We start from the raw sequence: 25819 nt of genomic DNA, 5'->3' as shown, positions 1-25819 counted from the left end.
GAGGACTACTGCCATGCGCACGACTCGGGCCGCTCTCGCGGCCGTCGCGAGTGCCGTGACCCTGCTCGGCCTCTGCGCCGCCCCGGCCGCGGCGGACCCGCCCCAGCCGCCGCGCCACATCACCGGCAAGGTGATCCGCGGCGGCGCCGACGGCCGCCCCCACGAGCTGTTCTGTCCCGCGCCCTTCCAGGCCTACAGCGGCGGCTTCACCATCAAGGCCCGCAAGGGCGCCCGCTTCATCGAGGAACCCGCCGACCTGCTGGAGAGCCGCCCCAACGACACCGCGACCGGCTGGATCGTCGCCGTACGCAAGGGCCAGCTCCTGCCGTCACCGCACCCCCACCGCGCGCACCCGCGGATCGAGCCGGCCGACCTGGTCGTCCACGTCGTGTGCACACAGGACATGCCGACGCACGGCATGTGACCGTCCCCGCCGCGGGACCGCCGGCGCCTCGTCCCGCGCCGGCGGTCCCGCGGTGCTGAACTACCCTGGCCGGTGTGCTGCGCGATGTGACTGCTGTTCGATACGTGACCCCGCTGCGGTCCGGCGGCTCCGTGCCCGCAGTCGTGGAGGCCGACGACCTGGGCACGTACGTCGTGAAGTTCACCGGCTCCGCGCAGGGCCGCAAGGCGCTGGTCGCCGAGGTGATCGTCGGCGAGCTGGCCCGGGCCCTCGGGCTGCGCTTCCCCGAACTGGTGCTGGTGCACTTCGACCCGGCCGTCGCCGCGCACGAGCCGCATCAGGAGGTGCGCGACCTGCACGGGGCGAGCGCCGGCCTCAACCTCGGCATGGATCACCTGCCGGGCGCCCGCGACTTCACCCCCGAGATCGCCGAGGTCCTCCCCGTGGACCCGCTGGAGGCGGGCCGGATCGTCTGGATGGACGCGCTGACCGTCAACGTCGACCGTACGGTCCAGAGCTCCAACCTGATGGTGTGGCCGACGCTGGGCACCGTACCGCCGCGGCTGTGGCTCATCGACCACGGCGCGGCGCTCGTCTTCCACCACCGCTGGGACGGCGCGGACCCCGCCAAGGTGTACGACTTCCGCCACCACGCCCTCGGCCACTACGGCCCCGACGTGCGCGCGGCCGACGCCGAACTCGCGCCGAAGGTGACCGAGGAGCTGCTGCGCGGGATCGTCGCCGAGGTGCCGGACGCCTGGCTCACCGACGGCGGGTTCGCCACGCCGGGCGAGGAGCGCGAGGCGTATGTGGCCTACCTCCACGCGCGCGTGCGGGCGTCGCGGCAGTGGCTGCCCACCGACTTCCCCCACCGGGACGAGCTCGCCGCGGAGAACGCGCGGCGGGCGGCGAGGAATCAGCGAGGACGCCCCGCGTGGCTCAAGCAGGTCCCCGACCTGCACGGCAAGCCCGCGGCCGAACAGGATTGGTCGGTGCATCTGGGATGACGTCCGAGACCCGCCAGGTCCGGATCGAGTACTGCACCCAGTGCCGCTGGCTGCCGCGCGCGGCCTGGCTGGCGCAGGAGCTGCCGACCACCTTCGAGGCCGAGCTGGATGAGCTGGCCCTCAAGCCCGGCACGGGCGGGGTGTTCGTCGTGCGGGTGGGCGACGAGGTGGTCTGGGACCGGCGCGAGCACGGCTTCCCTGAGCCCACTGCGGTCAAGAGGAGATCCTCGCCCGCTACCGGACCGGGTGCTCCGCATCGGCCATCGCCCGCGAGCTCGGCGTGGACGGCAGGACGATCCTGCGCCGCATCCCCCAAGCCGAACGGCGCACCCACCTCCAGGCCCGGCAGCTGAACCGGCCGGCCCCCGGCATCGACGCGGCATCCATCCAAGCTCTGCGAGCCCAGGGCCTGACCTGGGCCGCGATCGCCGCCGAAACCGGCCTGTCGGTGAAAACAGTCCGCGCCCGCGCGTGAAACGGTGCTGGAGCCGCATCGACCTCGACCAGCTGCGCAGCATCGCCACCGTCACCCATACCGAGCTGTCCCCGGACGGTCAAGGCGGCCACCGCAGCAGTGGTCCCCGCGCGAGCGGGGATGCAGGGATCACAACTCGCGGTTCATCGTGGCCATAAGGGGGCGGGGCTGAGCGGCTGTCGTCCTTCGGTGCGAACTGCTCCCGCATGGCGGTCGCTCTTCGGGGCCAGGGACGAGGCCGACCAAGATCCGGGCCATACACGGACCAGCCGCCTACAGCCAAGCCGAATCATGGCCGTTTCCACTGGTCAGCGGCCACGCGAGGCGTGTACCACCAGCACTCGAAGAACCTGCTGGTCAGCTACTCGCCGAAGAAGCTCGGCTTCTTCTGACCATCCCCGCCAAGGCGGGCCGGGAGACACTGCGTGGGGCGACCGAGTCCTTGAGCCCCGAAGTGGTCCTGCCGTGGAGAGCAGGTGATGCCGCCTCGCGCCTCCAGCGGTCTCCCGGCGGCGGAACGGAACACAGCCCTGTGACGACGCCGTGGACCGCGCCGACGCGCGGCCACACCAACGACTGCACCCAGTTCACCACCGTGATGGAAGCGATCCGGGTGCCCCGAACCGGACCCGGGCACCCCCGCATCCGACCCGATCACGTCCTGGGCGACAAGGGCTACAGCTCGAAAGCAATCCGCGCCTGGCTCCGCCCGGGCATCCCGCACACGATTCCCGAGCGGGCCGCCGGGGCCGGCAAGCGGGCCCGGCGCAGCAGCCACAGAGGCCGGCCGCCGGCCTTCGACCGCGCGGTCTCCAAGCACCGCAATGTCGCGGAACGGTGCTTCAACCACTGGAAGCAGTGCCGCGGCAGCGCCACCCGATACTACAAAGCCGCCGAACCCTACGAAACAGCCGTCGCCCTCGCCTCACTCCTGATGGGCGTGACATTCGACGACAGAACCTGGGTCCAGCCTGAAGCGAATCACGCGATTCCCGAACGTTACTGATCCGCCTGGTTGCCACCGAAAGATCGTTCACGGAAGTGCGGACAGAACCTTGAAAACGGCCACCCCTTGCTCGGAGGTGATCCCACACCTGCTCGGTGGATCTCCCCACCCATACGGGGGGCGTGGCCGAGGTACGCGCCAGAGGGGCAACGAGATCATCTTGAAGCCCTGAGCGCTCGTCCCCCGTATTTCAGAGGGGCACGAGGGACACGCACCCTGTTCTGCCGGCGGCAGAACACCGACCGAACCGGGCTCGACGATCACTACAGTCCAGTCTCATGACGACGATCACGACGCGTACGGTTGAGTACCCGGCCGACGGTTTGACGATGATCGGGCACCTCGCGCTCCCGGCCGGTGTCGACCGCCGGCCCGCGGTGCTGCTCGGACCAGAGGGCATGGGACTCAGCGACGTCGAGCGCCGCCGGGCCGATGCTCTCGCCGAGCTGGGATACGTAGTGCTGGCCTTCGACCTTCACGGCGGGCGCTATTTGGGCGACCCCGAGGAGATGTTGGCCCGTTGCCTGCCGCTGCTCGCCGACCCCGACCGGATGCGGGGCATCGGCCATGCGGCACTCGACGTGTTGCGCACCGAACCGCGGACCGCCCCCGACCGGATCGCCGCCGTCGGCTACGGCACCGGGGGCGCCATCGGGCTGGAACTCGGGCGCGACGGCGCCAACCTGCGCGCGATCGGGACCGTCAACGCACTGACCACGGGCCGACCGGGCGAGGCAGCCCGCATCCGCTGCCCGGTGTGGGCCGGGGTCGGGTCGGAAGACCCGATCATGCCGCCCGCGCAACGGAACGCGTTCACCGCCGAGATGCAGGCCGCGGGCGTCGACTGGCGCCTCACGGTCTACGGCGGCGCCTTGCACGCCTTCCACCACCCGCCGGTCGACCACCCCACGGTCCCCGGCGTCGGCTACCACCCACAGCACGCGCGGCGAGCATGGCGCGACGTCGTCGACCTGCTCGCCGAGTGCCTGCCCGTGACGGAGGAGCCGGGGGCATGACTCAGGCATACAGCCTGGCGCCAGGTTTGGTCCGCGTCGGGCACTGACCGTCCCCTCCCCTCAGATCCGCACAGCAGAAGCACATGAGGGCGGGTGCTCGATCGCGGAGACGGACTCGGCCCACCGGCGCACCTGGCCGGGGATAGGGTCGGTGGATGCGCCAGTTCACGGATGGTGAAGCCTTGTCAGGGATCGTGCATGAGGCACTGGGGGCGGGAGCCCGCGTCGTCGGAGTGGACCGGTTGCGCGGCGGGAGCAAGAAGGGGGTCTACCGGGTTCACACGAGCGGATCACGTGCAGCGAGTGTGATCGTCTACAGCTGGGCCGAGGCCGAGAACTTCTGGCCGGCTGCAGAAGCCATCGATGCGGCCCATCCGTTCGCTCCCGCCTCCGGGCTGGTCCCCTTCCTGGCCGCTCAGCGGAGGCTGGACCGCCTCGGCGTCCGGGTTCCACAAGTGCTTCTGGCTGACGACAGCAGACGCCGCTGCCCGGCGGATGTGGCAGTTGTCGAGGACGTTGCCGGCGGCACTCTGGAAGCGCTCCTGAAGACGGATCCCGCACACGCATCACATGCCTTGAGCGAGCTGGCGGCAATGCTGGATGTGATGCACCAGCAGCACAGCCGACACTACGGCAGGGTGGACGTGCTCGAACGGGGCGACAAAGCCAGTGGCGATTCATGCGAGCAACTGGTGCTCGAGCGCGCCATCGAGGATCTCGCAGAAGCGGCCGAACGCGTTCCCAGGATCGAATCAGCCGCGGCTCCCTTGCACGATCGCCTGCAGGAGCTGGCCACAAGGGTGGCTCCGCGCACGCAGCACGGACTGATCCACGGCGAACTCGGGCCCGATCACGTTCTGGTCGATGCGTCCGGACATCCCGTCCTCATCGACATCGAGGGCCTGATGTTCTTCGATGTCGAGTGGGAGCACGTGTTCCTGCAGCTTCGTTTCGGCGACCAGTACCCAGCCTTGTCACGTCCCGGACTCGATCCGGTACGGCTCGACCTCTACATGCTCGCGATGCGTCTCTCGCTGGTGGCCGGCCCCCTTCGCCTGCTCGACGGCGACTTCCCGCACCGCACGCTGATGCAGGAAATCGCCGAGCACAACGCGAAGGAAGCACTGGCCTTGCTGGTCCAGTAGCACCGCGTCCGCCACATACGTATCGCCCAAGCCGCTACCTGCCTCGACGGCCGGCCGCCCTAACGGGCGGCTGGCCGTCCCGCGTTCCCCTCACTCACTCGGCAGTGCCGTCATTTCTCGTCGACACTCGCGAGCCGGCTGATCGACAACTGACTCCGGAACCGGTCGACAATCGCTGTTCCTTGAGACGAACGAAGCCACAGCTCGGAACCACCCCTGCCCTCCACCCACCAAGCGCCTTCTCAGCACTTGGCCGCAGGACTGAAACCGTGCGCCAGGTGTGGCTCCGTACGCCGGGGAAGCCTGTGAGGCGATACGCACGGGAGGGGGCTCTGTGACGGACGTCGACGTGGTGGTCGTGGGCGCGGGGGTGCTGGGCAGGTCGATCGCGTACACACTGGCGTGCGCCGAGCCGGAGCTGCGGATCGTGTTGTCGGGGCAGCGCGGTCCCGATGCCTCGCAGGCGGCCGGCGCCATGCTCGGAGTGCTGGGCGAGGTGACGGCGGCCGGTCTGCGGACCCGGCATGGCGAACTGCGTCTGAGGATGGCCGTGGAGGCCACCGCGCGCCGGCCGGCCTGGCGCGAGGGCGTACGGGAACGGGCCGGGGTGGCGGCGCCTGCGGACGGGTACGGGGCGGGGACCTACATCCTGCTGAACGCGGCGTCCGGGCCACTGGACGAGTCGGCGCTCCGGGGCTGCCGAACGTACACCGCACGGGGACCGGGCGGCTGCGCGCCCACGGAATCGGGTACGAACTCGCCAACCGCAAGGGCACGTTCAGGGCCGGTCGGGCCGTCCTCGCGGCCGGCGCGTGGGTCGGCGCGCTCCTGGAACGTCTCGACCCGGAACTGCCCGTCCTGCCGGTGGTCGCGGCCGAGGGCACCGCCGTCGCCCTCCGCCCCACCGCCGCCCCTATGCCGCCGGTGGTGTTGCGCACGCCCAACCGTGCCTACGCGTGCGGGTTCCACGCCGTCCCGCAGGCCGACGGCACCTGGTATCTCGGCGCCTCCGCCGCACCGGCCCTCCACCCCGGCGACACGCCCACCGCCGGTGCTCTCCGCTTCCTCCTCGACGCCGGTCTCGGCCAGCTCCACCACGGCTTGACCGGCGCCAAGGTCGACCGCGTCCACCACGGCAACCGCCCCGTGGGACTCGACGGACACCCCCTCCTCGGGAACGCCGGACGCCCCGGCCTGTGGGGCGCCACCGGCACGCACCTCGACGGCCTGCACGTCTCCCCGCTGATCGCCCAGGAACTCACCGCCGGGATCCTGCACGGCACCCCGAGCCCCTGGCTGAGCCCCTGGCGACCGGACCGGCAGCCGATCGCCGACTGGGCGATCGCCAGGCCGTCGAGGAAGCGGCGGCCCAGCACGCGGCCCTCGCCGCCGAGTCCCGGATGCGCCCACCCCTGACCGGCGACTGGCCCGGCCTGCTCGCCGGCGCCTACCGACAGCTCATGGAGCAGACGTACGCACGAGCCGGATGGCTACGTCCTCCCCCGTAACTCGCGCCGCTCGGCTACGAACACGGGCCCGCGCTCGCGAAACTCGCCCAGCGCCACCTCGACCGCCTGGCGGGCAGTCTCAGCCATAGAGCCTCGGGGGAAAGCGCCCGTGCCACAACGTGCCAGAGGGGCGGTAAACGGCGGTCACCTAGGGGCCTGCCAGGCAAGTCCACGCTGAGGCCATGCCGCGCGTTTCCACAGGTCAAGTGCTATTTACCTGCCGAAGCACCGGGTGATTCCCAAGCTTATGGCGCGGGTTCGATTCCCGTCATCCGCTCGTGAACGAAAGCCCCGGTCAGAGACCAGGGCCTTCGGCGTTGTCCGGACCTCTCTCCGGGCTCACGCGCATCACCGGCCCGTCGAGCCGTGCTCCGGGGTCTCAGAGGGGTTACAGCGTGGCGTCACGTGCCGCAGGTGCCGACCGGCAGGAGGGCTGCCACCTCCCCCAGTGGGATGTCCACAGCCTGCCCGGTGTCCGCGACCTCCAGGCCCAGGGCGCCCCCGCCGCTCGGCCGCAGGGTGCCGCACCAGGTGCCGGAAGCGGTGGAGACCTCGACCAGGGCCCCCGCCTTCGATGACCCCTCCTCCGGCCACCACGCCGTGCTGGCCGCGACAGCGACCAGGAGCACGGCCAGGAACGTGAGGCCGATGCCGAGGCGGAGCCGCCGCCCGGCCCGTACCGCGTCCGTCGGCGGCGGCGCGTGCACCGGCCAGGCGATCCGCGCCACGAGGTACGTCGCCACGCACGCGACACCGAGAGCGAGCAGCACCAGCACCCCGGCCACCGCCTCCACGGCGCGCGGCGCGGCCGAGCCGCCCGTGCCGCCGCTCTTGATCGCCCCACACAGCCCGGCGAAGCCCAGCACGGCGAGCTGGAGCGTCAGCCAGCCGCGCGCGGAGGTCTGCAGTCGGTCGTCCGCGTCATCTGTCATCCCGTCAGGATGACGAATGCAAGGCCGAGTCGACGGTGCACACGCGGGCAAGGCCCCCCGTGCGGCGGTTCGCACCGTGCGTGTACGTTCGAACCGCTCGGCCCTGGTCAGCAACCTGAGCCGTCGTCACTGCCCCGACATCGCCAGGGCCTGCCGTGCTCTCCGTGTACCCGTCGGGATGACGGCGAGGCATCCGCCACTACGCACCGATGCCGATCATCGCGAGCGTGATGTTGTCGGGACCTCCCGCTTCGATGGCGGCCTTCCACAGCTCGAAAGCGGCCCTGCCGTCGTCATGGACCCGCAGCACGTCACCGAGTGCGTCCTCCGGCACGGGGTCGGTCAGGCCATCGGTGCACACCAGGTAACGATCGCCGGCAGAGAGCGGCGACGTCGTGACGTGCGGTGTGATGGCGCTGAACCGGGGAGCACCACCGAGCGCCTGCGTGATGAGAGACGTGGTGCGCTGTCCTCGCGGCAGCGGCGGACTGTCGTCCACACTCACCTGACGGAGTCTGTCCTGAGTCGCATCGAACACCCTGCTGTCGCCGACGTTGAATACCAGCAGCGACTCTGCCAGCACGACGGCACCCGCAACTGTAGTGCCCATGGTGAGCAGCGCCGGATCACGGTCGGCGGCCGCGTACACCACGTGATTGCAGATGTTCAGCGCGTCACGTACGGCTTCCTCGCTGTCCAGTGAAGGACCGAACGACGCCAGTTGCCGGACGATCAGAGCACTGGCCACCTCACCGGCCGGCTGCCCGCCGATGCCGTCGGCAACCGCGACGACCAGTGGTTTGCCGAGAGGGAACACAAGCGTCTGCGGGTTCTCGGTCACGGTGCCGCACAGCGTCCATGGACCGGCCACAAGGCTGTCCTCGTTATGATCACGAACCAGCCCGGTATGACTCAGGGCAGTCACCTTTATGTACCGCATCGAAGTGTCCCGCCTCTCCGCAACGGCAGGCGTGTCCCACACCCCCCATTGTGGCGCCGCGAGCATACGGATGCCGCGCACCCGCCACATGAGGGACAAGAAGCGACAACACCACTGTTCCTCGTGCTCAGTTGGGCCCTTTGCCGCCCAGGGTGTGCCGCTGCATCAGCCGGGAGATGTCTTTCCCGGTGACGATCCCCACCAGATGCCCCGCGTCCACGACGAGGATGTACATGCCGGTGCGCAGGCTGAGCCGGTCGAGGGCCTCACTCAGAAGCTCGCCCGGAGCAGCGATCGCGCACTGGGGCAGCGGGGTCGCCACCTCGTGCACGCGCACCGTCTCCCGGCGCCCTTCCGGCACCGCTGTAAGCCTGCGTACCTGCACGATTCCGCTGGGACGGCCTTCGAAGTCGAGCAGCGGCAGAGCGGAATGGTGCGACTTCACCGCCACCTCGTCGATGAAGCGCTGGGCGGTCAGCCAATCGGCACCGGTGGCCACCGGGCTGGACATGGCATCGGCCACCCGCACCCCCCGCACTGCGGTGTGGAGAGCGGCGCGCCGCCGTTCCGCCCCGGCGACGACCATGATGAAGAGCCCGACGAAGGCAAGCCACAGCCCGCCCGGCGCCCCGCGCAGGAGGGAGGCCCAGCCGACAACCACCAGCAGCATTCCCATGGCCTGCCCGGCCCGGGAGACCGCCAGCTCCGCACGTTCCCGGTCTCCGGTGCGCCACCACAGCAGCGCCTGCAGCACCCTTCCACCATCGAGCGGCGCGGCGGGCAGCAGATTGAAAACGCCCAGGAACAGATTCGTCCAGCCGAGCCACACCAGGACGGCGGCGGGCACCGCCCAGCCGGACAGGGCATGAAGCCCGATTCCCGCTCCGAGCGCTACGCCTCCCACGGCCAGGCTGGAGAGCGGCCCGCTGACCGCCACCGCGAAAGCCGACGCGGCGGTCTGCGGTCGCCCCATCCGCGTCATGCCGCCCAGCGCCCACAGCGTCACGTCCTGGACCGAGATCTTCTTCCTTCGGGCAGTCGCGGCGTGTGCCGTCTCGTGGAGCAGCAGGCTGCCCATGAACAGTGCGGCTCCTACGACGCCGGCGAAGGCGTACGCGACGCCCGAGCGCCCTGGAGTCCATACGGGGAGGGTCTGGCTGCCCAGCCCGTACGCGAACAGCACCACCAGCAGCGGCACACTCCAGTGCACCCGCAGCGGCACCCCGACAACACGTCCGACACGGACCGAGCCGTTCATCGTCGTCTCCTGCCGGCTCAGCACCCGGTCCATCCGAGCAGGATCTCGCGCCCTGCACTCCGTGACCGGCCGGCGCGGCACTCACCACCATTGTCACTCTCGGAATCTCCCGCGGTCAGCCGGTGGATCCAGGGAGATGCCGCGCACTCTCTCGCGTTCGGTGAAGGGGGAACAGCCGCTCGCGAACACAGACCGCCATCACCGTCCTGGGGGAAGCATCCCCGCGAATGCGGGCAGCAGTGACCGCCGGTCAGCCGCGCGGCCGACGCCGGTCTTCGAGTACGACGAAGCCGCGGAGCACGATCTCCCGGAGCCGCGCGGCACCGCACCTGAGAGGCGAGGGTCCGCAGGGTCGGGCCACGAGCGAGGCCCCGGCCTTGCGGACCGCTGCCGCACGCGCCTCCTGTACCTGGAGGACGGCCCGCAGGAAGGGCTGGCTACGGCGCGGCCGCAAGACCGACGATCGGCTGCGCCGCCGCCAGGGAGACAGCAGCGGTACCCGCCTGGGCGGCGATGAGTTCCGCGACCGGCACCGTACCGGCCGCCTCCGGACGAAGGTCCTTGGCCGTCAGGCCATGCCGGGCAAGGACCTCGTTCGAGATGCCGACCCTTCCCTCCTCGGCGTCCTGCGCGAGGTCCTCCAGGAAGTCGAGCCGCTGCATGGCCGTGATGAGCGCCAGGCACGCACGCTCGAACCCAGCCGCCGCGGTGGTCCCGTCAGGCGCCAGCAGGCACATGGACAGCATGAGAGCGGGCAACGAGTACCCCTCGATGTAGTGCCCGACCTAAGCCTCCGAGCCGAACCGCTCCCAGGCCACCTCCTGGGCGGCTCCGGCGAGGAACGCATCGATGCGGCCATGCACACCGGATGCCGGCGAACGGTCCGCGAGAGGGTGTGGAGCACCGGCTGCGCGGCGCCGTTGGTCAAAGCCTCGTTCGTGAGTTCCCGCCATCGCTGCAACGCTTCCTCGCGTTCGAGGCGGTGTCCGCGGTCGATGCGGTCGTCGGTCTCCTGCATGAAGGCGACCAGGGCGATGACATCGGGCTGGAGCGGTGCGGGCAGCAGCAGCCGTGCCGCCAGGTACTCGGCCGGGGCGAACCGCCGTACCGCCTGGAGCTGTGCCGTGTACCCCCGGCGGGCTTCCGGTTCGTGGATGCCGACGCAGTCGAGGACACGTTCCCACATGCTCGGCCGCCTCAGCTGCTGAGCAGCACGCGGGCTGCCCGGGCCAGGAAGCGGGGGCTGGTCAGGGCCTTCGGCGGCAGTTGCATGTTCACGACTCCCATGTACTGGGCGTTCACGGCGGAATCGCGGACGGACGCCTCGGTGAGCCGGTCGGCGACCCACTTCTGCACGCGGTAGCCGCGGGGGTACGGGCCAGTGACGTGGGGCTGCGCGAGATCGGCTGCCGTGGAGAGCTGCCAGGCACCTTCCACGACGGCTTCGACGAGGCGGAAGTAGGCCCAGGCCGGATCCCGCGGAGAGGGGGTGGAGCGCAGGTAGGCGCCGAGGGCGTTGGCCGCCAGGGCCGAAAGCGTCAGGCCCTGGCCATAGACCGGGTTGACGCTGGCCAGCGCGTCTCCCACCACGACGAGGCCGCCCGGGAAGCGGTTCAGGCGGGAGTGCACCCGTCGGCGGCTTTCGACGAAGCGGTACGTCTTGACCTCGCCGATCATCTCCGAGGCGTCCGCCACCGTCCGGATCGGGTCGACGCAGCGGCGCATCCGCCGGAGGAACTCCTCGCGGTCGGGCCCGGGACGGTGGTCGGCGTAGCCGGCCAGGACGACCGACCAGCGGTCGCCCTCCACCGCGGCCAGGGCACCGGGCTCCGTGAGCGTGGGCTGGTAGTCGCTGGCGGGCCCCGGGCTGGAGTGGGCGATGACCGTGCCGCCCAGCTCGTCGCCGCGGTGGAACATCGCGGTGGCGTATCCGAGGTCGATCCTCATGCGGTCGACAGGCGCCGCGTCCCAGCCGTGGTCGACGAGCCAGTCCTCCAGCGGGCTGTTGCGCCCCATCGCGTCGACCACGAACTCGGCGTCGAACCTCTCACCGCCCTCGGTCTCGGGAGCCGCCGTGGTCACGCCGGCCACACGGTCGCCTCGGAGCACGAGACCGGTGACCTGCGCCTGGCAGAACCGCACGTTCTCGACGGCGGCGACCCGGCGCCGCAGGTGGCTCTCCAGGAAAGGCCGGGTGGCACCGAGCATGCGCGCCTGTGCCACCGGGGCCTTCAGCCGCCCGTCCAGATAGAACTGCACGTCGTCGCCCTCGCCGAGGAGGGCTCCGCCCTTCACCAGCTCGTCGGTGATCCCGGGGAACCACCGCTCCAGCTGCGTGTGTCCCATGGCCAGCAGGGCGTGGAGCTGGTGCCGCTGCGGGGTCCGGCGACCGAGCCCGTCGTCCCCTATGAGGTCGGGCTCCATCACCACGACGTCCTCGAAGTGGTCGCTCAGCACCCGGGCGGCGAAGAGTCCGGCGTAGCTTCCGCCCATGACGATGGCCCGCTTCACATGAACCCCCCACCTCAGCTCAACTGCTGAGTCCTCGAACGCTCGTTGCCGACGCTGTGCTTGGCATCGGCCGATCAGGACACTACCGCGCGCTCACCAGGGGTCTGCTGCGGGTCGAAGCCGTGGGCCCGCAGCTCGTGCCAGCGCCGAGACGACCAGCGGATGGTTCAGGTGGGCGGCAATGAGCAGCAGCCGGCCCCGCTCGTCGGATGCGGCCGTGTCCTCCCCGGAAGCGCGGCGACCGGGGGGACCGGTCGCGCCTGCCGCGAGCGAGCCGCGCGGGTCCGTGCCGCCTGGAGACGAAGGCCGGCATCGCGTAGCACTGCTGCCGTCACGATGGCCTGCCGCTCCGCCGCCGACAGGGGCAAGGCGCTCGCCTCCACCTGACGCGTGGTGGCCTCGGCCGCATCGGCCGACGACCAGGCCCGCAGCACGCGCATCCCGTCGAGGATCTCGACCACCCGGCGGTGCAGCGCGAACCGGACATTGGCACAGCGCAAGCCGGGCCCACTCGCGTCCAGCGCGAGCCTTTCGTCCACGACCTTCACAGCGAGCCGCCACAACAGCTGAAGGGCTTGAGACCATCCCCACGCGCATGGGGAACAGAGCCCCCGGGCCGCAACGGGCTCGCCGTCCCGGGGACCATCCCCGCGTGTGCAGGGAGCAGAAGGGGCTGCCGTGCCGCTCCCGCATCAGGTGCGAACCATCCCCGCGCAGGCAGGGAGCGAAGGCCGTTCAGCATCTCCGGTGACGTACCCGGAGGGTGGCTATGTAGGTGAGTTCCAAGAACGTCTGTTGCTCAGCAGCGAGAACGCCGGATCTACGGGAGAGTGATGTCGCCGAGTTCTGGGAACACCTGGGTGCTTGCTTGGGGAACATGGTTGTGCGCTCCGCACGACGAGGAATCCGGGTGCTGCCGAAGCCCACCGCCTCGCCACGTCCCGGGTCCGGGCTGAACATCAGCCTGCCAACTGAACCGAGACGGACCAGCATTCACTGAACAGCTACGCAGACCCCGAAGACACGAGCGACCCACCGATTCATTCGGGCCTCGAAGTCCGACGCTGAGGCGATACCCAAGGCCGGGAGGGAACCCACGTCGTCGAGGCCGGCGATGAAGTCCACGTCGGCCCAGCCACCCCGGAACAGCACAACCGACAGCTCGGCCTGTCCCGGACCGGAGATGACCACGCCGACCGAGTCAGGGTCATGCACCCCGGCCCTGTCGGTCTCCAGTGGCTGGGGCCATGACGCTTCGGCGTCCCTCCAGGTCACTTGGCCCACTTCCAGGCCGGCCGACCTCCAGCCCACCGCCCGGCCGGCCAGAACCGCGGCCACCTCATCAAGATCAACAACCCTGTCCATGAAGGGATCATCGCTCATGGGCGAACCGGGCGGTCCGGAAAACCGGCAGCGAGACCGCGCGACGAACGCGCCTGCCTGTTCCTGCTTCTCCCCGATATTTCCTGGATGCCGGCCTGCGGTCGTTCCAGAGACTACCGACAACCGTTCCTGCTTCTGACCTACGCAGCCAGCCGACTGAGTACGGACGGATGAGTGGCGTACCCGGCCGTCCCACGCCTTCAGCACCGCTGTAGCGTTGCAACGTTGTCCGCAAAAGATCAGGGGGATTCAGTGACGAGATCCTTGCACTTCAGCTGGGAACTGAGCGGCTCCGGCTGGGCGACGTGCAGGATCTGGGACGGCTCGACGAAGCACCGGGAAATCGTCAGCTACTGCACAAACGCGTTCGCCGACTTGTTGAAAGGCGTGACGGGCCTCTACGGCCCCCATGGCATCCAGCGGTTCTCATTCGACCTCGAACCGGCAGAAGCGCGGTGGATTCTTCGTCGCCGAAACAGCGACGTGCACATCACGATCCGCCACTTCCCGGACATGTCGACGAGCTTCGACGCACCGGACGGGAAGGGCACCCTCGTGTGGACGTCCACACGTCCTCGCACCTCCCTGGCACATGCGGTCCTGATGGCTGCCGAGAAGGTGCTGCGAACCCACGGCGAGGACGGCTACCTCCGGAAGTGGCAGCTGCACGCCTTCCCCACCACCGAACTGGAAACCCTTCGTCACCTGCACCTGGCAGCGGATGACTGCGCTCTCCAGCACTGAACCCACGGCGCCTCACGGAGCAAACGAAAGCTGAGCCAGAACCGCTTCTTGTTGATCAGAAACTCATGGTGTTCACTCGTTGTGACTGGTTCCCCATGCCTGTGGTCAAGCGTCGAGGGTGCTTACCGGGTGGCTGATGTCATGCCGATGGCATGCCGGAACCGTGCCCACCGAGAGGTCGGCAAGCTGCCACCAGAGACTTCATCGGGAGAATCGGCATCCTGTGCCGGGGCGGTCCGCTCTGTTCGGTCCTCGTGAGCGTCTCCGCGGAATGCGACGGCGTCCTCCTCGATCCCGACTGCCTCCAGGAGGGTGTCCAGGGCCTTGTTGGCTTGCTCGTGCGGCTGGGTGAGCCAGACGTACGAGACGCCGGCCGGATTGCCGTCGTGCTTGCTGATCGCGAAGCTGAAACCTTTCAGCCGGAACAGAACGACGTCGAGATCGTCCAGCCCGTCCCACGACCGCTCCACATGCAGGCGCAGCCGCTGGGCCACGGGCTGCACCGGCAACGCCAGCGCTCCGATCATCTGGAACAGCGGGGCGGAGTGCTCCCAGACGCTGTACTGGTGGGCGGGGTTCTTGCCGGTGTAGTAGGGCGGTTGTACAGCCGGCTGCCAGTCAGGCTCAGGTCCCGGGACCTCGATCTCCGTCACAGCAGTTCCTCCCCCCAGCCTCCAGCAAACGAGTGATCAACCTACCTCCACCAGGTCGGCCGGCGTTATGTGGCGCTGGTCAGGCCTGGTTTCGGTGGCTGGTGGCTTTGTTCATGAGAGCGGGCTCTGGCACAACTTCTGTGATCCGGCCACGCGTGGCGTAGTGAGTCGGTCGGAGACAGATCAGAGGGCTATCGCCACGGCGCGGCCTCCTGACGAAACGCGAGCAGTACGTCCAGGTCGCCTGCCGTTGTTCGCTCGACAATCACCGTGGTTCGTCCTCCTGCCGAGCGGACCACGTGCCGATCTCGTAGTTCATCCGGTTCAGGGCACCTCGGAAGGTCGTGATGGTGCACCAGATGGCCTTGCCCGCCAAGTAGCCGGTACGGGTCCGGCGCAGGACAGGGACGCCGGCGCTCCTGTATCCCTTCGCGCATCGCGCGGATCTCTCTGCCGTCGCTGATTCCGGAGCCCTTCAGAGTGAAGAGCTGAAGGCACCTCTCGATCTAGTCTTCTGAGTCAGGAATTCTGTTCAGATATGAGGCGAGGCGTTCGAGGATCTCGTTCGCGGTCTTGGTCCAGACGTAGGGCCTGGGGTCGGTGTTCCAAGCGGCGATCCAGGTCCGGATGTCCTGCTCCAGGGCTTGGACGGTCTTGTGGACGCCTCGCCGTATCCGCTTGTTCGTCAGCTCGGCAAACCATCGCTCCACCAGGTTGAGCCAGGACGACCCGGTCGGCGTGAAGTGCAGGTGGAACCGAGGGTGGGCCAGTAGCCAGGTCTTGATCGCCGGTGTCTTGTGAGTGGCGTAGTTGTCCAGCACCAGGTGGACGGCGAGGCCGTCCGGAACTTCCTTGTCGAGCTTGATGAGGAACTTCTTGAACTCCTCGGCCCGGTGGCGCCGGTGCAGGGAGCCGATGACCTTGCCGGTGGCGACCTCCAGAGCGGCGAACAGGGTGGTCGTGCCGGCCCGGACATAGTCGTGCGTGACGCGTTGCGGCACTCCGGGCATCATCGGCAGCACCGGCTGAGAACGGTCCAGGGCCTGGATCTGCGACTTCTCGTCCACGCAGAAGACCAGGGCCCGCTCGGGCGGGTCCAGATAGAGGCCGACGACATCGTGGACCTTGTCGACGAAGTACGGATCCGTCGACAGCTTGAACGACTCCGAGCGGTGCGGCTGCAGGCCGAACGCCCGCCAGACCCGCGACACGGTCGACTGCGACAGGCCCAGTTCCTTCGCCATCGACCGCGTCGACCAATGGGTCGCGTTCTTCGGTGCCGCCTCTAGCGTCCTGGTGACCAGTGCGGCCACCTGCTCGTCGGTCACCGTCCGAGGGCCGCCCGGGCGGGGCATGTCGCCCAGGCCGGCGATCCGGTGCTCGACGAACCTCGCCCGCCACCGGCCCACCGCATGCGGCGTCGAGCCGAGCCGGGCCGCGACATCCTTGTTCGAAGCGCCCTCCGCGCAGGCCAGGATGATGCGGCAGCGAAGAGCCCACGCCTGCGGCGTGGAACGGCGCCGCACCCACCCCTCGAGCGCAGTCCGTTCCTCGCTGGACAGGATCAACTCGGCCTTCGGCCGCCCAGTACGCGCCACAGGGCAAGCCTATACATCTGAACAGAATTCCTGACTCAGAAGACTAGGGCGTGTGTCGGAAGTGCTCTAGGTTGGCTGATGTGAGCGCGCGGGGGCGGAGTTACCGATATGTCGGACCGGTGGAGCTGAAGGCTGCGGTCCGGCCTGGCAGTGACGGGTCCCGGATCAGCTCGGCAGCAGAATTCGACAACTGGATCGCTGGGCGATCGGCGGCGGAGCTGGCCGAGCCATTCACCTTCGTGGTCGGCACGGACGGTGTGCTCCGGCTGGCGCCGCGCCGGAGCGAGCACGTGGCCTGTGCCGGCGGAGACATGGTTCTGAGTGCCGGCGAGATCGGTTTTGTGCGCGAGGCGGACCGGTGGACCGTGAGCGAGATCAGCAACCAGTCCACCGGCTACTGCCCCGACATCGGCTCCTGGTCGGAAGTCGCCCATGCTCTGGATGCCGTAGAACTTGAGCGGCCCTCCGGCTTCACTCACGAAGTGGTGTTCCGGCGATGTCCTGGCTGCCAGGAGCACAACATCGTGCGCGAGGACGACTTCGTCTGCGTCTTCTGCGGCAGCGATCTGCCGGAGACGTGGAACGTGGATCCCACTGTGTGACGGCCGAGGCTCAAAGCCATTCGTTGATGGCCGCGACGAGGACGGTTGCTTCGTAGCGGACGGCGAGCTTGTCGTACCGCGTGGCGACAGCGCGGTTCCTCTTGAGGCGGTTGATCCCGCACTCCACCGCATGGCGCTCGCGGTAGTCGGCCGGGTCGAAATACGGCGGTCGGCCCCCGCGGGAGCCGAGCCTTCGACGGTTGCGCGCCTGGTCGGCCTTGTCCGGGATGGTGCAGCGGATCCCGCGGCGGCGCAGGTAGACGCGGTTCTTGCGGGAGGCGTATGCCTTGTCGGCCCGCACGCGGTCGGGGCGGACGCGTGGCCGGCCCGGCCCGATGCGGGGCACGCGGACCTTCTCCAGCACGGGTTCGAACTGCGGCGAGTCCCCGCGCTGTCCTGCCGTGATCACGATCGACATGGGCTTCTGGCCCTGCTCGACGGCCAGGTGCAGCTTGGTGGTGAACCCGCCGCGCGACCGCCCCAGCCCGTGATCACGGGGCTCGGTGAAGATGCCGCCCGGTGGTTCCTTCTGCAGGTCGCCCTGTATCCGGGCTCCGGCCGCGTGCTGGTGGGCGCGGCAGACCGTGGAGTCGATGCTCAGGTCCCACACGATCACCCCCTTCGCGTCGGCCAGGGACTGGAGCCGGGTGAGGATCCGTTGCCAGGTGCCGTCCCGCTGCCATCGGCGGAACAGGTCGTAGACCCGGCTCCATGGCCCGTACTCGACGGGGATGTCCCGCCACGGAACACCGGTGCGGACCCGGAACCGTATGCCGTCGATCAGTCGCCGCCGAGGCCAGACGGGCGGCCGCCCCGCCTTCCTCCCCTTCGGCAGCAACGCCTCCAGCGCTGCCCACTGTTCGTCCGTGAGATCTCCCCGACCCATGAACCGTGATCATTCACGCTCCAAGATCCACTTTCGATACACGGCCTAGTACTACAGCGGCACTGGTAGGTGGTGAGGGTAGTCGCGTCGTCGCCAGTGGCTGATCTTGGCCTGGGCCTGGTGATGGCGGCGGAAGCGAGACCAGGTCAGGATGTGGGCGAGGTCGTTGAGCGGCCGTAGGAGTGTGCGCGCGAGGAGCTTTCGGATCTCATTGCAGGACAGGCGAATCAGACTGATTCGTCCCGAGTGACTGCCCCCGGAGTCGGGTGGTCGGCGCGGATCACCGCCAGGAGGGCGGCGGCGAGCATCGCCAGCGTGATGTGTCGGTACCAGGCCGGCCACTTGCGGACCTCGTGCTGGTCCAGGCCACACTCGTTCTTCGCGGTCTCGAAGCACTCTTCGACCGACCACCGCGCACCCACCGCGGCCGCCACCTCCGCCAGCACGGTCCTCACTGGCGCGTGGACGAGGAAGAACGCGATCTCGGCCGGATCAGCGATGGAACGCCGGACCAACAGCAGGTGTTCGAAGCCTGCGGCCGGTGCGGCCAGTACTGCGCCCGGTCTGGCCGAGTGTCGCATCCCCACCTCAACGGTCGCCCAGTCGTAACGCCGCATGCCCTTGGAGCCCTGACCACAACTACGCCGCTCCCACGCCTCGCCGGGGATGCGGGGCAGCAAGGTGCGAACCTGGACAGAGCGGCCGTCCGCCATAACCTTCAAGTGCGGCGGGACCGCCATCGCATACCGCAGCGACTGCGCCTCGCACCATTCCCGCAGACCGGATGCTGCCCGTAGGCCGCATCCGCGGCCACCCACGCGAACGGAGCCCCGGCCGCCAGGGCACGGGCCAGCATGCGACGCCCCAGCTCCGGTTTGGAGGCGAAGCCCACCTCGTCGGGCACCGCCGCATCCTTGCGCCGACCTGCGTCGCGCACCCATGACTCGTCCGGTAGGTACAACTCCCGGTCGATCAGCACCCGCCCGCGCGAGGACGCGTAGCCCAAGAACACCCCCACCTGGCAGTTCTCAATCCGCCCCGCCGTGCCCGTGTACTGCCGCTGAACGCCCGCTGACCGGTTGCCCTTCTTCAAGAACCCCGTCTCGTCCAGGACCAGCACCGCGTCGGCCTCGCCCAGACGCTCGACCACGTAGGACAGCACCACATCGCGGACCCGGTCCGCATCCCAGCGGGCGGCCTCCAACAGCCGCTGTGTCGACCAGGGCATCGCGGCACCGGCCTGCTCAGCCAACTGCCACCCGTTCTTGCGCGGCACGTCCGCCAGCAGCCCCCTGACGTAGGTGACTGCTGTCGCTCGCGGCTCTGACCTCTCGAAACACCCAGCCGATCCGCGGCCCCAGACCGGCCAGCTCCGCGCCCCACAGCTCCACCTGATCCGATGTCACCACACGACGATCATTGCAGGCAGGATGACCCACGCGGCGAATGCCGCCGCGGCACCAGGGAGACCCGCATGGCTGACTACTATCCGTACCGAATCGCGACCAGGAGAGGGGACCTGACGCTGATCTGGCAGCCCGGGGAGGGCGATGCCACCGATGCGCTCGTCGTTGACGACCTCGGACGACTCCTGGCGTTCCAAGACCGCAAGACGCTGCAGGAATACTGTGATCGCAACGGCTGGGAGCTCGTCTGGGAGGGCGAAGCCACTCTCGATCTGGACGTCGTACGGCAGTGGGTCGAGCACCCCGACCGTGGCTCGGTCACGGCAGGACTGCTGCTGGACGCGTGGAACTTCCTCGAAGACCTCTCCCACAGCCTGAAGGCCGGCCCCTCCCTCCCCTTCCAAGGGCCGATCCACGACAGCGCTTACGAAAAGATCTTCGGCGGCGAAGCTCTCGAACCGACCGCTGACGAGGGAGCCTGGACGGACGAGGAGACCGCGGCCGTGCGCGAACTCCTCCGCGCGGGGCTGAACCTCTGGGAACAGGCCCTGCGTGGGTCGCAGAGCAATGGCAAGCGGGAATGATCTGACAGACGCCCAAAAGGATGTGTACGAGCGGAACACTGCCGCCCTCGATGAGGCCGAGGAGCAACTCCGGATGGCCCCACAGGAGGCCCGTGCGAGGTTGAAGGCAGTGGGCATCAATGGCGGCCCCAACGATGACGACGAAACCTCGTGCTTGAAGTGCGGATGTCGGGCGTATGTGCCGACACCCCACCATCCCGACGCCCCTTGCCCGCGAGAGCACTGCGGGCACTCCCGGCTCAGCCACTATGGGTGATAGAGCTCGCCCGGTGAACATCGGGTCTGCCCGCTTCGCCACTGAGTCCTTTCATGGCGGAGACCAGCTGTGGGGCGCGGAGTGGAGAACTTACGTTTCACAACGTCCACGCGCGCCCCTGGGCGACTACCTGTTGCGGGACATGACGTTGGTGACACAGGCCAATGCCCGGAAACCAAGATGCTGCGACGGGGGCTGGTCGGGTAGCGTGCGGGTCATGTCGAGTCCTGAGTCAGACAAGGTGGGGGCTTTCGGTCACGCCGTCAGCCCCCTGAACCACTGAGCTCGTAGCCCTGTCGTCGCACCGCTTTTTGCGGTGGGACGGGTGGTGCTTGGGGCTGGCCGCGGTGACGAGATGACCTTCTCGTGCTTCTCCTCACCTCGGAGCCACTCGATGCCTCTGCCGCTGTATCTGCTTGCCATGGCGGTCTTCGCCATGGGCACCTCGGAGTTCATGCTCGCCGGCCTCTTGCCGGACATCGCCTCAGACCTTGACGTCACAGTCGGGACAGCAGGTGTCCTCACCTCGGCCTTCGCGATCGGCATGATCGTCGGCGCCCCTTCTGTGGCCGCGCTCGCCCGTGACTGGCCCAGGCGCGCCAGCCTTCTCGGGTTCGTGCTCGTTTTCGCGGCAGCCCACGTCGTGGGCGCCGTCACCACGAGCTTCCCCATCCTGTTCGCTACTCGAATCGTCGCCGCACTGGCGAACGCCGGGTTCCTTGCCGTCGCTTTGACGGCTGCGGCCACGCTGGTCCCGCCCGACAGGAAGGGACGTGCGCTGGCCGTGCTCCTGTCAGGCACGACGGTGGCCACGATCGCCGGTGTCCCTGGTGGTTCGGTGCTCGGCACGGTGCTCGGCTGGCGGGCCACGTTCTGGGCTGTCGCCGCTCTCTGCCTGCTGGCGGCTTTCGGCATCCTGAAGGGAATCCCAGCCGGACGTGATGAGGACGAGGCAACTGGCAGGCCTGCCTTGCGAGCGGAACTCGCCCAGCTCGCCAGGCCGCAGTTGATCCTGGTGATGCTGCTCGGTGCGCTGGTGAACGCGGCCACGTTCGGAAGCCTTACCTTCCTCGCCCCGGTGGTGACCGACAGCGCCGGGCTGGGCGAGTTGTGGATCTCTGTCGCTCTGATGCTCTTCGGTGCGGGTTCCTTCGTGGGGGTCACCGTCGCCGGCCGGCTGTCCGACAGGCGTCCCGGTCCGGTCATTGCAGTTGGCGGTCCGTTGCTGCTCATCGGCTGGCCGGCCTTGGCGATGCTGGCCGACGAGCCGGTCGCCTTGTTCATCCTCGTGTTCGTGCAGGGCGCACTGTCGTTCGCGCTGGGCAGCACGCTGATTACGCGGGTCCTCTACGAAGCTGCAGGAGCACCTATGATGGCCGGCTCGTATGCGACCGCGGCGCTCAACATGGGCGCCGCAGTCGGCCCCCTCATCGCTGCGGCCACCCTCAGCACCGAAGCCAGGAACCTCGGGCCGCTCTGGGCGAGTGGACTCCTCGTCGCGGTGGCGCTGCTCATCGCGTTCCCCTTCCTCACCGCCATCACGGCCCGCCGGAGCACGGAGGTGCTCCAGTGAGGCATGCGAATGCCCCCTTGAACATCGAGGGACGCCGAAGGCTCGTGGAGCGCTGCCGCACCCGTCCGATCGCCCGCGTCGCTGCCGAGGCCGGTGTCTCCCGCGCCTGCCTGTCCGCGTGGAGGAACCGGTACGACACGCACGGCGAACTCGGGCTGCAGGACCGCCCAAGCGTCCCGCGATCCTCGCCGACCCAGACCCCACCCGATGTCATCGAACGGATCGAGCGGTTGCGGACGCTGGTGCATACCCCGGCGAATCGCCGTTCGAGGTAGGGCTTGTAGGGATCCAGCCTGCTGGGTCGGGGGCGGTTCTCGCGGATGGTGTCTTGTCGGCGTACGGCGTTCGCGTACCGGAGCGCGGTGTCGAGTCCCCAGTCCAGGTGCCGGGCAATCCGCCCGGCGTGAGTGGCCCTGGGCGAGCATCTTGTGGACCAGGGCGTGTGCGGCCTTCTTGCGCTCAGCCCACCGGCCGACGGGCGCCGCGCCGGGCGCCCTCGGCGTAGGCGCCGCCCGGTCCCGGCAGATGATCTCCACGCCAGGATGGCGCTCCAGCCACGCGGCCAGCGGCCCGGCTTCACGTGTGGGGAGTACGTCGACCACGCAATGATCTTCGGCGCTGGTCAGGACGGTGGAGTAGGTCTGGCCTCGGCGGAGCTCGAAGTCGTCCGCGCCCAGCAGCCGTGGAGGCTGAACCGTGGATCGGGCAGTGCCATGACCCTCCGGAGTACGGTCATCCGTCCCGCGCCGAAGCCCAGCTGGGCAGTCAGCCGGGCGCCGGCCCGCCCGGGCAGCGCGAGCCCCACTCGCTCCAGGGCATGGTTGAGACGCCCGGTGAACCGTGTGTACGGGGCGGCCGGCCGGGAGAACGGCTCGGCGAGCGTCCGGCGCGGGCAGTCTGCCGCCCCGCGGATGAAGCGCCGGACCGTCAGCCGGATCACAAAGTCCTGCTCAGCGAGCGGAAGGTCCTTCAGCCTGCGCTGGTACCGGTCGTCCACCCGGTCCGAGAAGCGGCCGCAGTCCGGACACGCCGCTGCGGCCGCGCGGCCTCTCGCCACCGCCTCGACCGTGCCGAACGCGGCCGTCACCGCTTCGACAGCCACCTCGTCGATCCCCTCGAACACCAGCGAGTCCCAGAACGGTGCATCAGTGTGCATGACCGGCACCATCACCGCTCGTAACGGTCCGCAGCAGCGACAGGCAGACACCTGAGGGAGCGTTATTTCCTGATGTCAGACGACAAGGCGCATGCCGTCTCACACGAGTCAGACTCCTCGCGATCGAACAGGGAAGTAACGCTCTGCGACGCTCCCCAAGCTCTGCGCCAGAACCTGGAACTCACCTACAAAGCCAGTACGTGCGCCGAGTCCTCGTCGAGCAACTGCGCGTCATCGGTCATGCGCAGTAGGAGACAGTCCACGGATCGTTCCACCAGCAGGCTCGGCGCAGCCACCGCGATGACGAACCTGTCGGCAGGCTCGGGCGGGGACTCGGCTCCGTCCCGAAGACCTGGCTCAGGGACTCCCGCTGGCGCCCTCGAGAACGTCACTCGGGTCGGCGCGGTTGCGGTCGTGGCCGATCAGGTCACCCGTGTCCCGGCCTCCGTTGTCATGGCGCCGCTTCACCGCCCGGCGCGACTCGGTCACGCCCTCGCTGCGACAGCGCATTCCTGCAGAACGCTGGGTGCACGGCCTCCGCGCCGACAGGGGATGGCGAACATGCCACACTGGGACAGAGGCGTCATACAGGGCCATCATTCCAAGAATCCGGGAACCGTTCATCCACAGCACCGCTGCTTCGAACCCCCTACGAAGTGCACAGCGAGTCTCACGGTTGCCCGCGATCGCCTCGCGAGTCGGACTGTCCCCTTACACGCCGGCTGTCGCCGCGCATTCCTCTTCCGGCTCGCTCGAAGGAGGTGTGTTCCATGACCAGGACCATGCGAGTCCGCCGGTTGGTGGCGGGTGCCGCCGCGTCCGGCCTGCTGGCAGGCGGCGCCGCGCTCGGGATGGCCGGCTCGGCGGCGGCTGCTCCTGCCCCGGCGTCCGTCGCCACGACTGTCGTGACCCATGACGACGGCGACCGGCACGACCATCACGACCGGTGCGAGTGGAAGAAGGGGCACTGGGAGAAGACGTGGGTCAAGGGCCACTGGGAGAAGAAGCGGGTCAAGCACGACACCTGGCACCCGGACCGGCATGACAACCACGGGAAGTGGCACCACGGCTACTGGGAGCACAACCAGTCCTACAAGTGGGTCTACGTTCCGGGGCACTGGGAGCAGGTCTGGGTGAAGGGCCACTGGGACTGCCACCACCGGTGAAACACCTGCCGGGTGCTGGGGGCCGGCTCGATGGTCGGGTCGGCCCTGAAGTGGGACGCTGAAGAGAAGGGTCCGTGCCGACGAGTCTCGGGAGGGCCTAATGGGACGCGACGTTCCGGCGCTGGAGTTCACCCGTGACGACCGTCGCCGGTTCCGGAACAAGATGCACACGTGCCTCGACGTGTTCGCTCAGATGCTGAGGGAGTCACGGTTCGACTTCGAGCGGCCGCAGGTCGGGTTGGAGATCGAACTGAACCTCGTGGACGAAGCCGCGGAGCCCGCCATGCGCGGCTCGGACGTCCTGGAGGCGCTGGCCGACCCGTCCTGGTCGACCGAGCTGGGGCGGTTCAACCTGGAGATCAACATCGATCCGCGGCAGCTCACCGCGGGCGGCCCCGGATCCTGGGAACAGGAGATCCGGGACGCGCTCAACCACGCCGAGGAGAAAGCCGCGGCGATCGGGACGCACCTGGTCATGATCGGAATTCTGCCGACGCTGGAGCTGAAGGACGTGGGTCCGGCGTCGCTTTCCGAGAATCCGCGGTACCACCTGCTGAACGAGCAGATCTTCGCCGCACGGGGCGAGGACCTGTTGATCGCGGTGGACGGGGTGGAGAGGCTGCGCACCTACGCGGACACGATCACGCCGGAGGCGGCGTGTACCAGCACTCAGTTCCACCTGCAGGTGTCGCCGGACGAGTTCGCGGACCACTGGAACGCCGCGCAGGCCGTCGCCGGGGTACAGGTGGCGCTGGCCGCGAACTCTCCGTTCCTCTTCTCCAAGGAGCTGTGGCGCGAGACGCGTATTCCACTGTTCGAGCAGGCCACCGACACCCGGCCGGAGGAGATCAAGGTGCAGGGAGTCCGGCCCCGGGTGTGGTTCGGCGAGAGGTGGATCACCAGCGTCTTCGATCTCTTCGAAGAGAATGCGCAGTACTTCCCGGCGTTGCTGCCGCTCTGCGACGACGAGGATCCTCAGAAGACGCTCGACGAGGGAGGGACCCCTGAACTTGCCGAGCTGACGCTGCACAACGGGACGGTCTATCGGTGGAACCGCCCCGTTTACGCCGTCGTCGACGGCGTACCGCACCTGCGGGTGGAGAACCGCGTGCTGCCCGCGGGGCCCACGGTGGCCGACGTGCTGTCGAACGGCGCCTTCTACTACGGCCTGGTCCGCGCCCTGGTCGACGAGGACCGGCCGGTCTGGTCGCGGATGTCGTTCTCGGCTGCTGAGGACAATCTGTATGCCGCAGCCCGGCATGGAATCGATGCGCAGCTGTACTGGCCCGGGATGGGTGAGGTTCCCGTGACCGAACTGGTGCTGCGCCGCCTGCTGCCGCTCGCAGACCGCGGGCTGGAGCGGTGGGGCATGGACAGCGCCTGGCGGGAGCCGCTGCTGGGGATCATCGAGCAGCGGTGCGTCAGCGGCCGCAACGGCGCGGTATGGCAGTCGGAGATGTTCCACCACATCCAGGACATCGACCACGTGGACCGGCATCAGGCGCTGCGGCGGATGACGCAGCAGTACCTCGACTACATGCACATGAACGCTCCGGCTCACACATGGCCGGTCGAATGAGCCGGGGCTCCGGACGCGGCTGAGCCAGGGCT

At 68.9% G+C, this 25819-nt stretch carries 24 protein-coding genes and 3 pseudogenes; 14 read left to right on the top strand and 13 right to left on the bottom strand.

Features of this window, described 5'->3' with window-relative positions; translation table 11 throughout:
• Positions 1–13 precede the first annotated feature (13 nt).
• From SVTN_RS39045 to SVTN_RS46775, 7 genes are all read left to right on the top strand, one after another.
• A complete protein-coding gene (locus SVTN_RS39045) occupies positions 14–424 on the top strand; it encodes a hypothetical protein (protein ID WP_041133290.1) in 411 nt (136 codons plus the stop codon).
• Between the two features lie 74 nt (positions 425–498).
• The gene (locus SVTN_RS39040; protein WP_041133289.1) at positions 499–1410 is read left to right on the top strand and encodes a HipA family kinase; all 912 of its coding nucleotides are present in this window, start codon (positions 499–501) and stop codon (positions 1408–1410) included.
• Positions 1407–1763, top strand: a complete 357-nt coding sequence (locus SVTN_RS45995) for an Rdx family protein (protein WP_245727828.1) — start codon at positions 1407–1409, stop codon at positions 1761–1763. Before SVTN_RS39040 ends, SVTN_RS45995 begins: the two co-directional genes overlap by 4 nt.
• Before the next feature lie 654 nt (positions 1764–2417).
• On the top strand, positions 2418–2891 hold the full coding sequence (locus SVTN_RS39030) for a transposase (protein ID WP_078908687.1): 474 nt from the start codon (positions 2418–2420) through the stop codon (positions 2889–2891).
• A 278-nt stretch (positions 2892–3169) separates the two neighbouring features.
• Positions 3170–3907 (top strand): dienelactone hydrolase family protein, encoded by a 738-nt coding sequence (locus SVTN_RS39025; protein ID WP_041133288.1) that lies wholly within the window; start codon positions 3170–3172, stop codon positions 3905–3907.
• Positions 3908–4062: 155 nt separating this feature from the next.
• Entirely contained in the window at positions 4063–5052 is a 990-nt protein-coding gene (locus SVTN_RS39020; protein ID WP_041133287.1) for a phosphotransferase family protein, read from the top strand.
• A gap of 864 nt (positions 5053–5916) precedes the next feature.
• Entirely contained in the window at positions 5917–6468 is a 552-nt protein-coding gene (locus SVTN_RS46775; protein ID WP_052499570.1) for an FAD-dependent oxidoreductase, read from the top strand.
• Between the two features lie 493 nt (positions 6469–6961).
• Here the strand turns inward: SVTN_RS46775 and SVTN_RS43485 are convergent, their stop codons facing one another.
• From SVTN_RS43485 to SVTN_RS38980, 8 genes and pseudogenes are all read right to left on the bottom strand, one after another.
• A complete protein-coding gene (locus SVTN_RS43485) occupies positions 6962–7492 on the bottom strand; it encodes a hypothetical protein (protein ID WP_041133286.1) in 531 nt (176 codons plus the stop codon).
• A 199-nt stretch (positions 7493–7691) separates the two neighbouring features.
• On the bottom strand, positions 7692–8432 hold the full coding sequence (locus SVTN_RS39005) for a PP2C family protein-serine/threonine phosphatase (RefSeq protein WP_041134747.1): 741 nt from the start codon (positions 8430–8432) through the stop codon (positions 7692–7694).
• Between the two features lie 127 nt (positions 8433–8559).
• Complete coding sequence (locus tag SVTN_RS39000) at positions 8560–9690, bottom strand: site-2 protease family protein (RefSeq protein ID WP_041134746.1); 1131 nt, start codon at positions 9688–9690, stop codon at positions 8560–8562.
• A gap of 437 nt (positions 9691–10127) precedes the next feature.
• Positions 10128–10448: a squalene/phytoene synthase family protein gene (locus SVTN_RS41320; protein WP_245727826.1), complete on the bottom strand. Its 321-nt coding sequence runs from the start codon at positions 10446–10448 to the stop codon at positions 10128–10130.
• Positions 10449–10567: 119 nt separating this feature from the next.
• Positions 10568–10876 (bottom strand): annotated as a pseudogene (locus SVTN_RS46735) (squalene/phytoene synthase family protein); the annotation flags it as partial.
• Positions 10877–10887: 11 nt separating this feature from the next.
• Positions 10888–12201 carry an FAD-dependent oxidoreductase gene (locus SVTN_RS38990; RefSeq protein WP_041133285.1) on the bottom strand — a complete coding sequence of 438 codons (1314 nt, stop codon included), beginning with the start codon at positions 12199–12201 and terminating at the stop codon, positions 10888–10890.
• 167 nt (positions 12202–12368) lie between these two features.
• A complete protein-coding gene (locus SVTN_RS38985; RefSeq protein WP_342669715.1) occupies positions 12369–12767 on the bottom strand; it encodes a DUF6545 domain-containing protein in 399 nt (132 codons plus the stop codon).
• Positions 12768–13194: 427 nt separating this feature from the next.
• Entirely contained in the window at positions 13195–13584 is a 390-nt protein-coding gene (locus SVTN_RS38980; RefSeq protein WP_245727824.1) for a hypothetical protein, read from the bottom strand.
• A 264-nt stretch (positions 13585–13848) separates the two neighbouring features.
• Here SVTN_RS38980 and SVTN_RS38975 point away from each other — a divergent pair, with 264 nt between their 5' ends.
• Entirely contained in the window at positions 13849–14328 is a 480-nt protein-coding gene (locus SVTN_RS38975; RefSeq protein WP_245727822.1) for a hypothetical protein, read from the top strand.
• A 122-nt stretch (positions 14329–14450) separates the two neighbouring features.
• Here SVTN_RS38975 and SVTN_RS38970 read toward each other — a convergent pair whose 3' ends face one another.
• Together SVTN_RS38970 and SVTN_RS38965 are read right to left on the bottom strand one after the other, a co-directional pair.
• Positions 14451–14981, bottom strand: coding sequence for a hypothetical protein (locus SVTN_RS38970; protein WP_041133282.1), 531 nt, complete (start codon positions 14979–14981; stop codon positions 14451–14453).
• A gap of 506 nt (positions 14982–15487) precedes the next feature.
• Positions 15488–16579 carry an IS630 family transposase gene (locus SVTN_RS38965; protein WP_041127257.1) on the bottom strand — a complete coding sequence of 364 codons (1092 nt, stop codon included), beginning with the start codon at positions 16577–16579 and terminating at the stop codon, positions 15488–15490.
• An 80-nt stretch (positions 16580–16659) separates the two neighbouring features.
• Here SVTN_RS38965 and SVTN_RS38960 point away from each other — a divergent pair, with 80 nt between their 5' ends.
• Positions 16660–17181: a hypothetical protein gene (locus SVTN_RS38960; protein WP_041133281.1), complete on the top strand. Its 522-nt coding sequence runs from the start codon at positions 16660–16662 to the stop codon at positions 17179–17181.
• A 10-nt stretch (positions 17182–17191) separates the two neighbouring features.
• Here SVTN_RS38960 and SVTN_RS38955 read toward each other — a convergent pair whose 3' ends face one another.
• Together SVTN_RS38955 and SVTN_RS38950 are read right to left on the bottom strand one after the other, a co-directional pair.
• Complete coding sequence (locus SVTN_RS38955) at positions 17192–18067, bottom strand: IS5 family transposase (protein ID WP_041133280.1); 876 nt, start codon at positions 18065–18067, stop codon at positions 17192–17194.
• A 227-nt stretch (positions 18068–18294) separates the two neighbouring features.
• Positions 18295–19476 (bottom strand): annotated as a pseudogene (locus tag SVTN_RS38950) (IS701 family transposase).
• Positions 19477–19541: 65 nt separating this feature from the next.
• Between SVTN_RS38950 and SVTN_RS41315 the strand changes: the two are divergent.
• The 3 genes and pseudogenes from SVTN_RS41315 to SVTN_RS42830 form a co-directional block, all read left to right on the top strand.
• Positions 19542–20057, top strand: coding sequence for a hypothetical protein (locus tag SVTN_RS41315; protein WP_052499568.1), 516 nt, complete (start codon positions 19542–19544; stop codon positions 20055–20057).
• 650 nt (positions 20058–20707) lie between these two features.
• Positions 20708–21886: a Cmx/CmrA family chloramphenicol efflux MFS transporter gene (locus tag SVTN_RS38940; RefSeq protein WP_041134743.1), complete on the top strand. Its 1179-nt coding sequence runs from the start codon at positions 20708–20710 to the stop codon at positions 21884–21886.
• Positions 21883–22122, top strand: a pseudogene (locus tag SVTN_RS42830) (helix-turn-helix domain-containing protein); the annotation flags it as partial. The gene SVTN_RS38940 and the pseudogene SVTN_RS42830, both read left to right, overlap by 4 nt.
• Positions 22123–22508: 386 nt before the next feature.
• Here SVTN_RS42830 and SVTN_RS45985 read toward each other — a convergent pair.
• A complete protein-coding gene (locus tag SVTN_RS45985; RefSeq protein ID WP_245727821.1) occupies positions 22509–23042 on the bottom strand; it encodes a transposase family protein in 534 nt (177 codons plus the stop codon).
• A gap of 770 nt (positions 23043–23812) precedes the next feature.
• Between SVTN_RS45985 and SVTN_RS38925 the strand changes: the two genes are divergently transcribed.
• Together SVTN_RS38925 and SVTN_RS38920 are read left to right on the top strand one after the other, a co-directional pair.
• Positions 23813–24208, top strand: coding sequence for a hypothetical protein (locus SVTN_RS38925; RefSeq protein WP_041133278.1), 396 nt, complete (start codon positions 23813–23815; stop codon positions 24206–24208).
• Positions 24209–24308: 100 nt separating this feature from the next.
• The gene (locus tag SVTN_RS38920; protein ID WP_041133277.1) at positions 24309–25787 is read left to right on the top strand and encodes a glutamate-cysteine ligase family protein; all 1479 of its coding nucleotides are present in this window, start codon (positions 24309–24311) and stop codon (positions 25785–25787) included.
• Positions 25788–25819: the final 32 nt, after the last annotated feature.

The organism is Streptomyces vietnamensis, assembly GCF_000830005.1.
GTDB classification, from domain to species: Bacteria; Actinomycetota; Actinomycetes; order Streptomycetales; family Streptomycetaceae; genus Streptomyces; species Streptomyces vietnamensis.
The sequence above is the reverse complement of the archived record's forward strand: the minus strand, read 5'-3'. Positions and strand labels throughout refer to the sequence as shown.

Bases quoted from the DNA above. Each gene is read 5' to 3' on its own strand.
- SVTN_RS39045 (WP_041133290.1), top strand. From the start codon at position 14: ATGCGCACGACTCGGGCCGCTCTCGCGGCCGTCGCGAGTGCCGTGACC.
- SVTN_RS45995 (WP_245727828.1), top strand. From the start codon at position 1,407: ATGACGTCCGAGACCCGCCAGGTCCGGATCGAGTACTGCACCCAGTGC.
- SVTN_RS39025 (WP_041133288.1), top strand. From the start codon at position 3,170: ATGACGACGATCACGACGCGTACGGTTGAGTACCCGGCCGACGGTTTG.
- SVTN_RS39020 (WP_041133287.1), top strand. From the start codon at position 4,063: ATGCGCCAGTTCACGGATGGTGAAGCCTTGTCAGGGATCGTGCATGAG.
- SVTN_RS43485 (WP_041133286.1), bottom strand. From the start codon at position 7,492: ATGACAGATGACGCGGACGACCGACTGCAGACCTCCGCGCGCGGCTGG.
- SVTN_RS39005 (WP_041134747.1), bottom strand. From the start codon at position 8,432: ATGCGGTACATAAAGGTGACTGCCCTGAGTCATACCGGGCTGGTTCGT.
- SVTN_RS39000 (WP_041134746.1), bottom strand. From the start codon at position 9,690: ATGAACGGCTCGGTCCGTGTCGGACGTGTTGTCGGGGTGCCGCTGCGG.
- SVTN_RS38980 (WP_245727824.1), bottom strand. From the start codon at position 13,584: ATGAGCGATGATCCCTTCATGGACAGGGTTGTTGATCTTGATGAGGTG.
- SVTN_RS38955 (WP_041133280.1), bottom strand. From the start codon at position 18,067: ATGGGTCGGGGAGATCTCACGGACGAACAGTGGGCAGCGCTGGAGGCG.
- SVTN_RS41315 (WP_052499568.1), top strand. From the start codon at position 19,542: ATGGCTGACTACTATCCGTACCGAATCGCGACCAGGAGAGGGGACCTG.
- SVTN_RS38940 (WP_041134743.1), top strand. From the start codon at position 20,708: ATGCCTCTGCCGCTGTATCTGCTTGCCATGGCGGTCTTCGCCATGGGC.
- SVTN_RS45985 (WP_245727821.1), bottom strand. From the start codon at position 23,042: ATGCACACTGATGCACCGTTCTGGGACTCGCTGGTGTTCGAGGGGATC.
- SVTN_RS38925 (WP_041133278.1), top strand. From the start codon at position 23,813: ATGACCAGGACCATGCGAGTCCGCCGGTTGGTGGCGGGTGCCGCCGCG.
- SVTN_RS38920 (WP_041133277.1), top strand. From the start codon at position 24,309: ATGGGACGCGACGTTCCGGCGCTGGAGTTCACCCGTGACGACCGTCGC.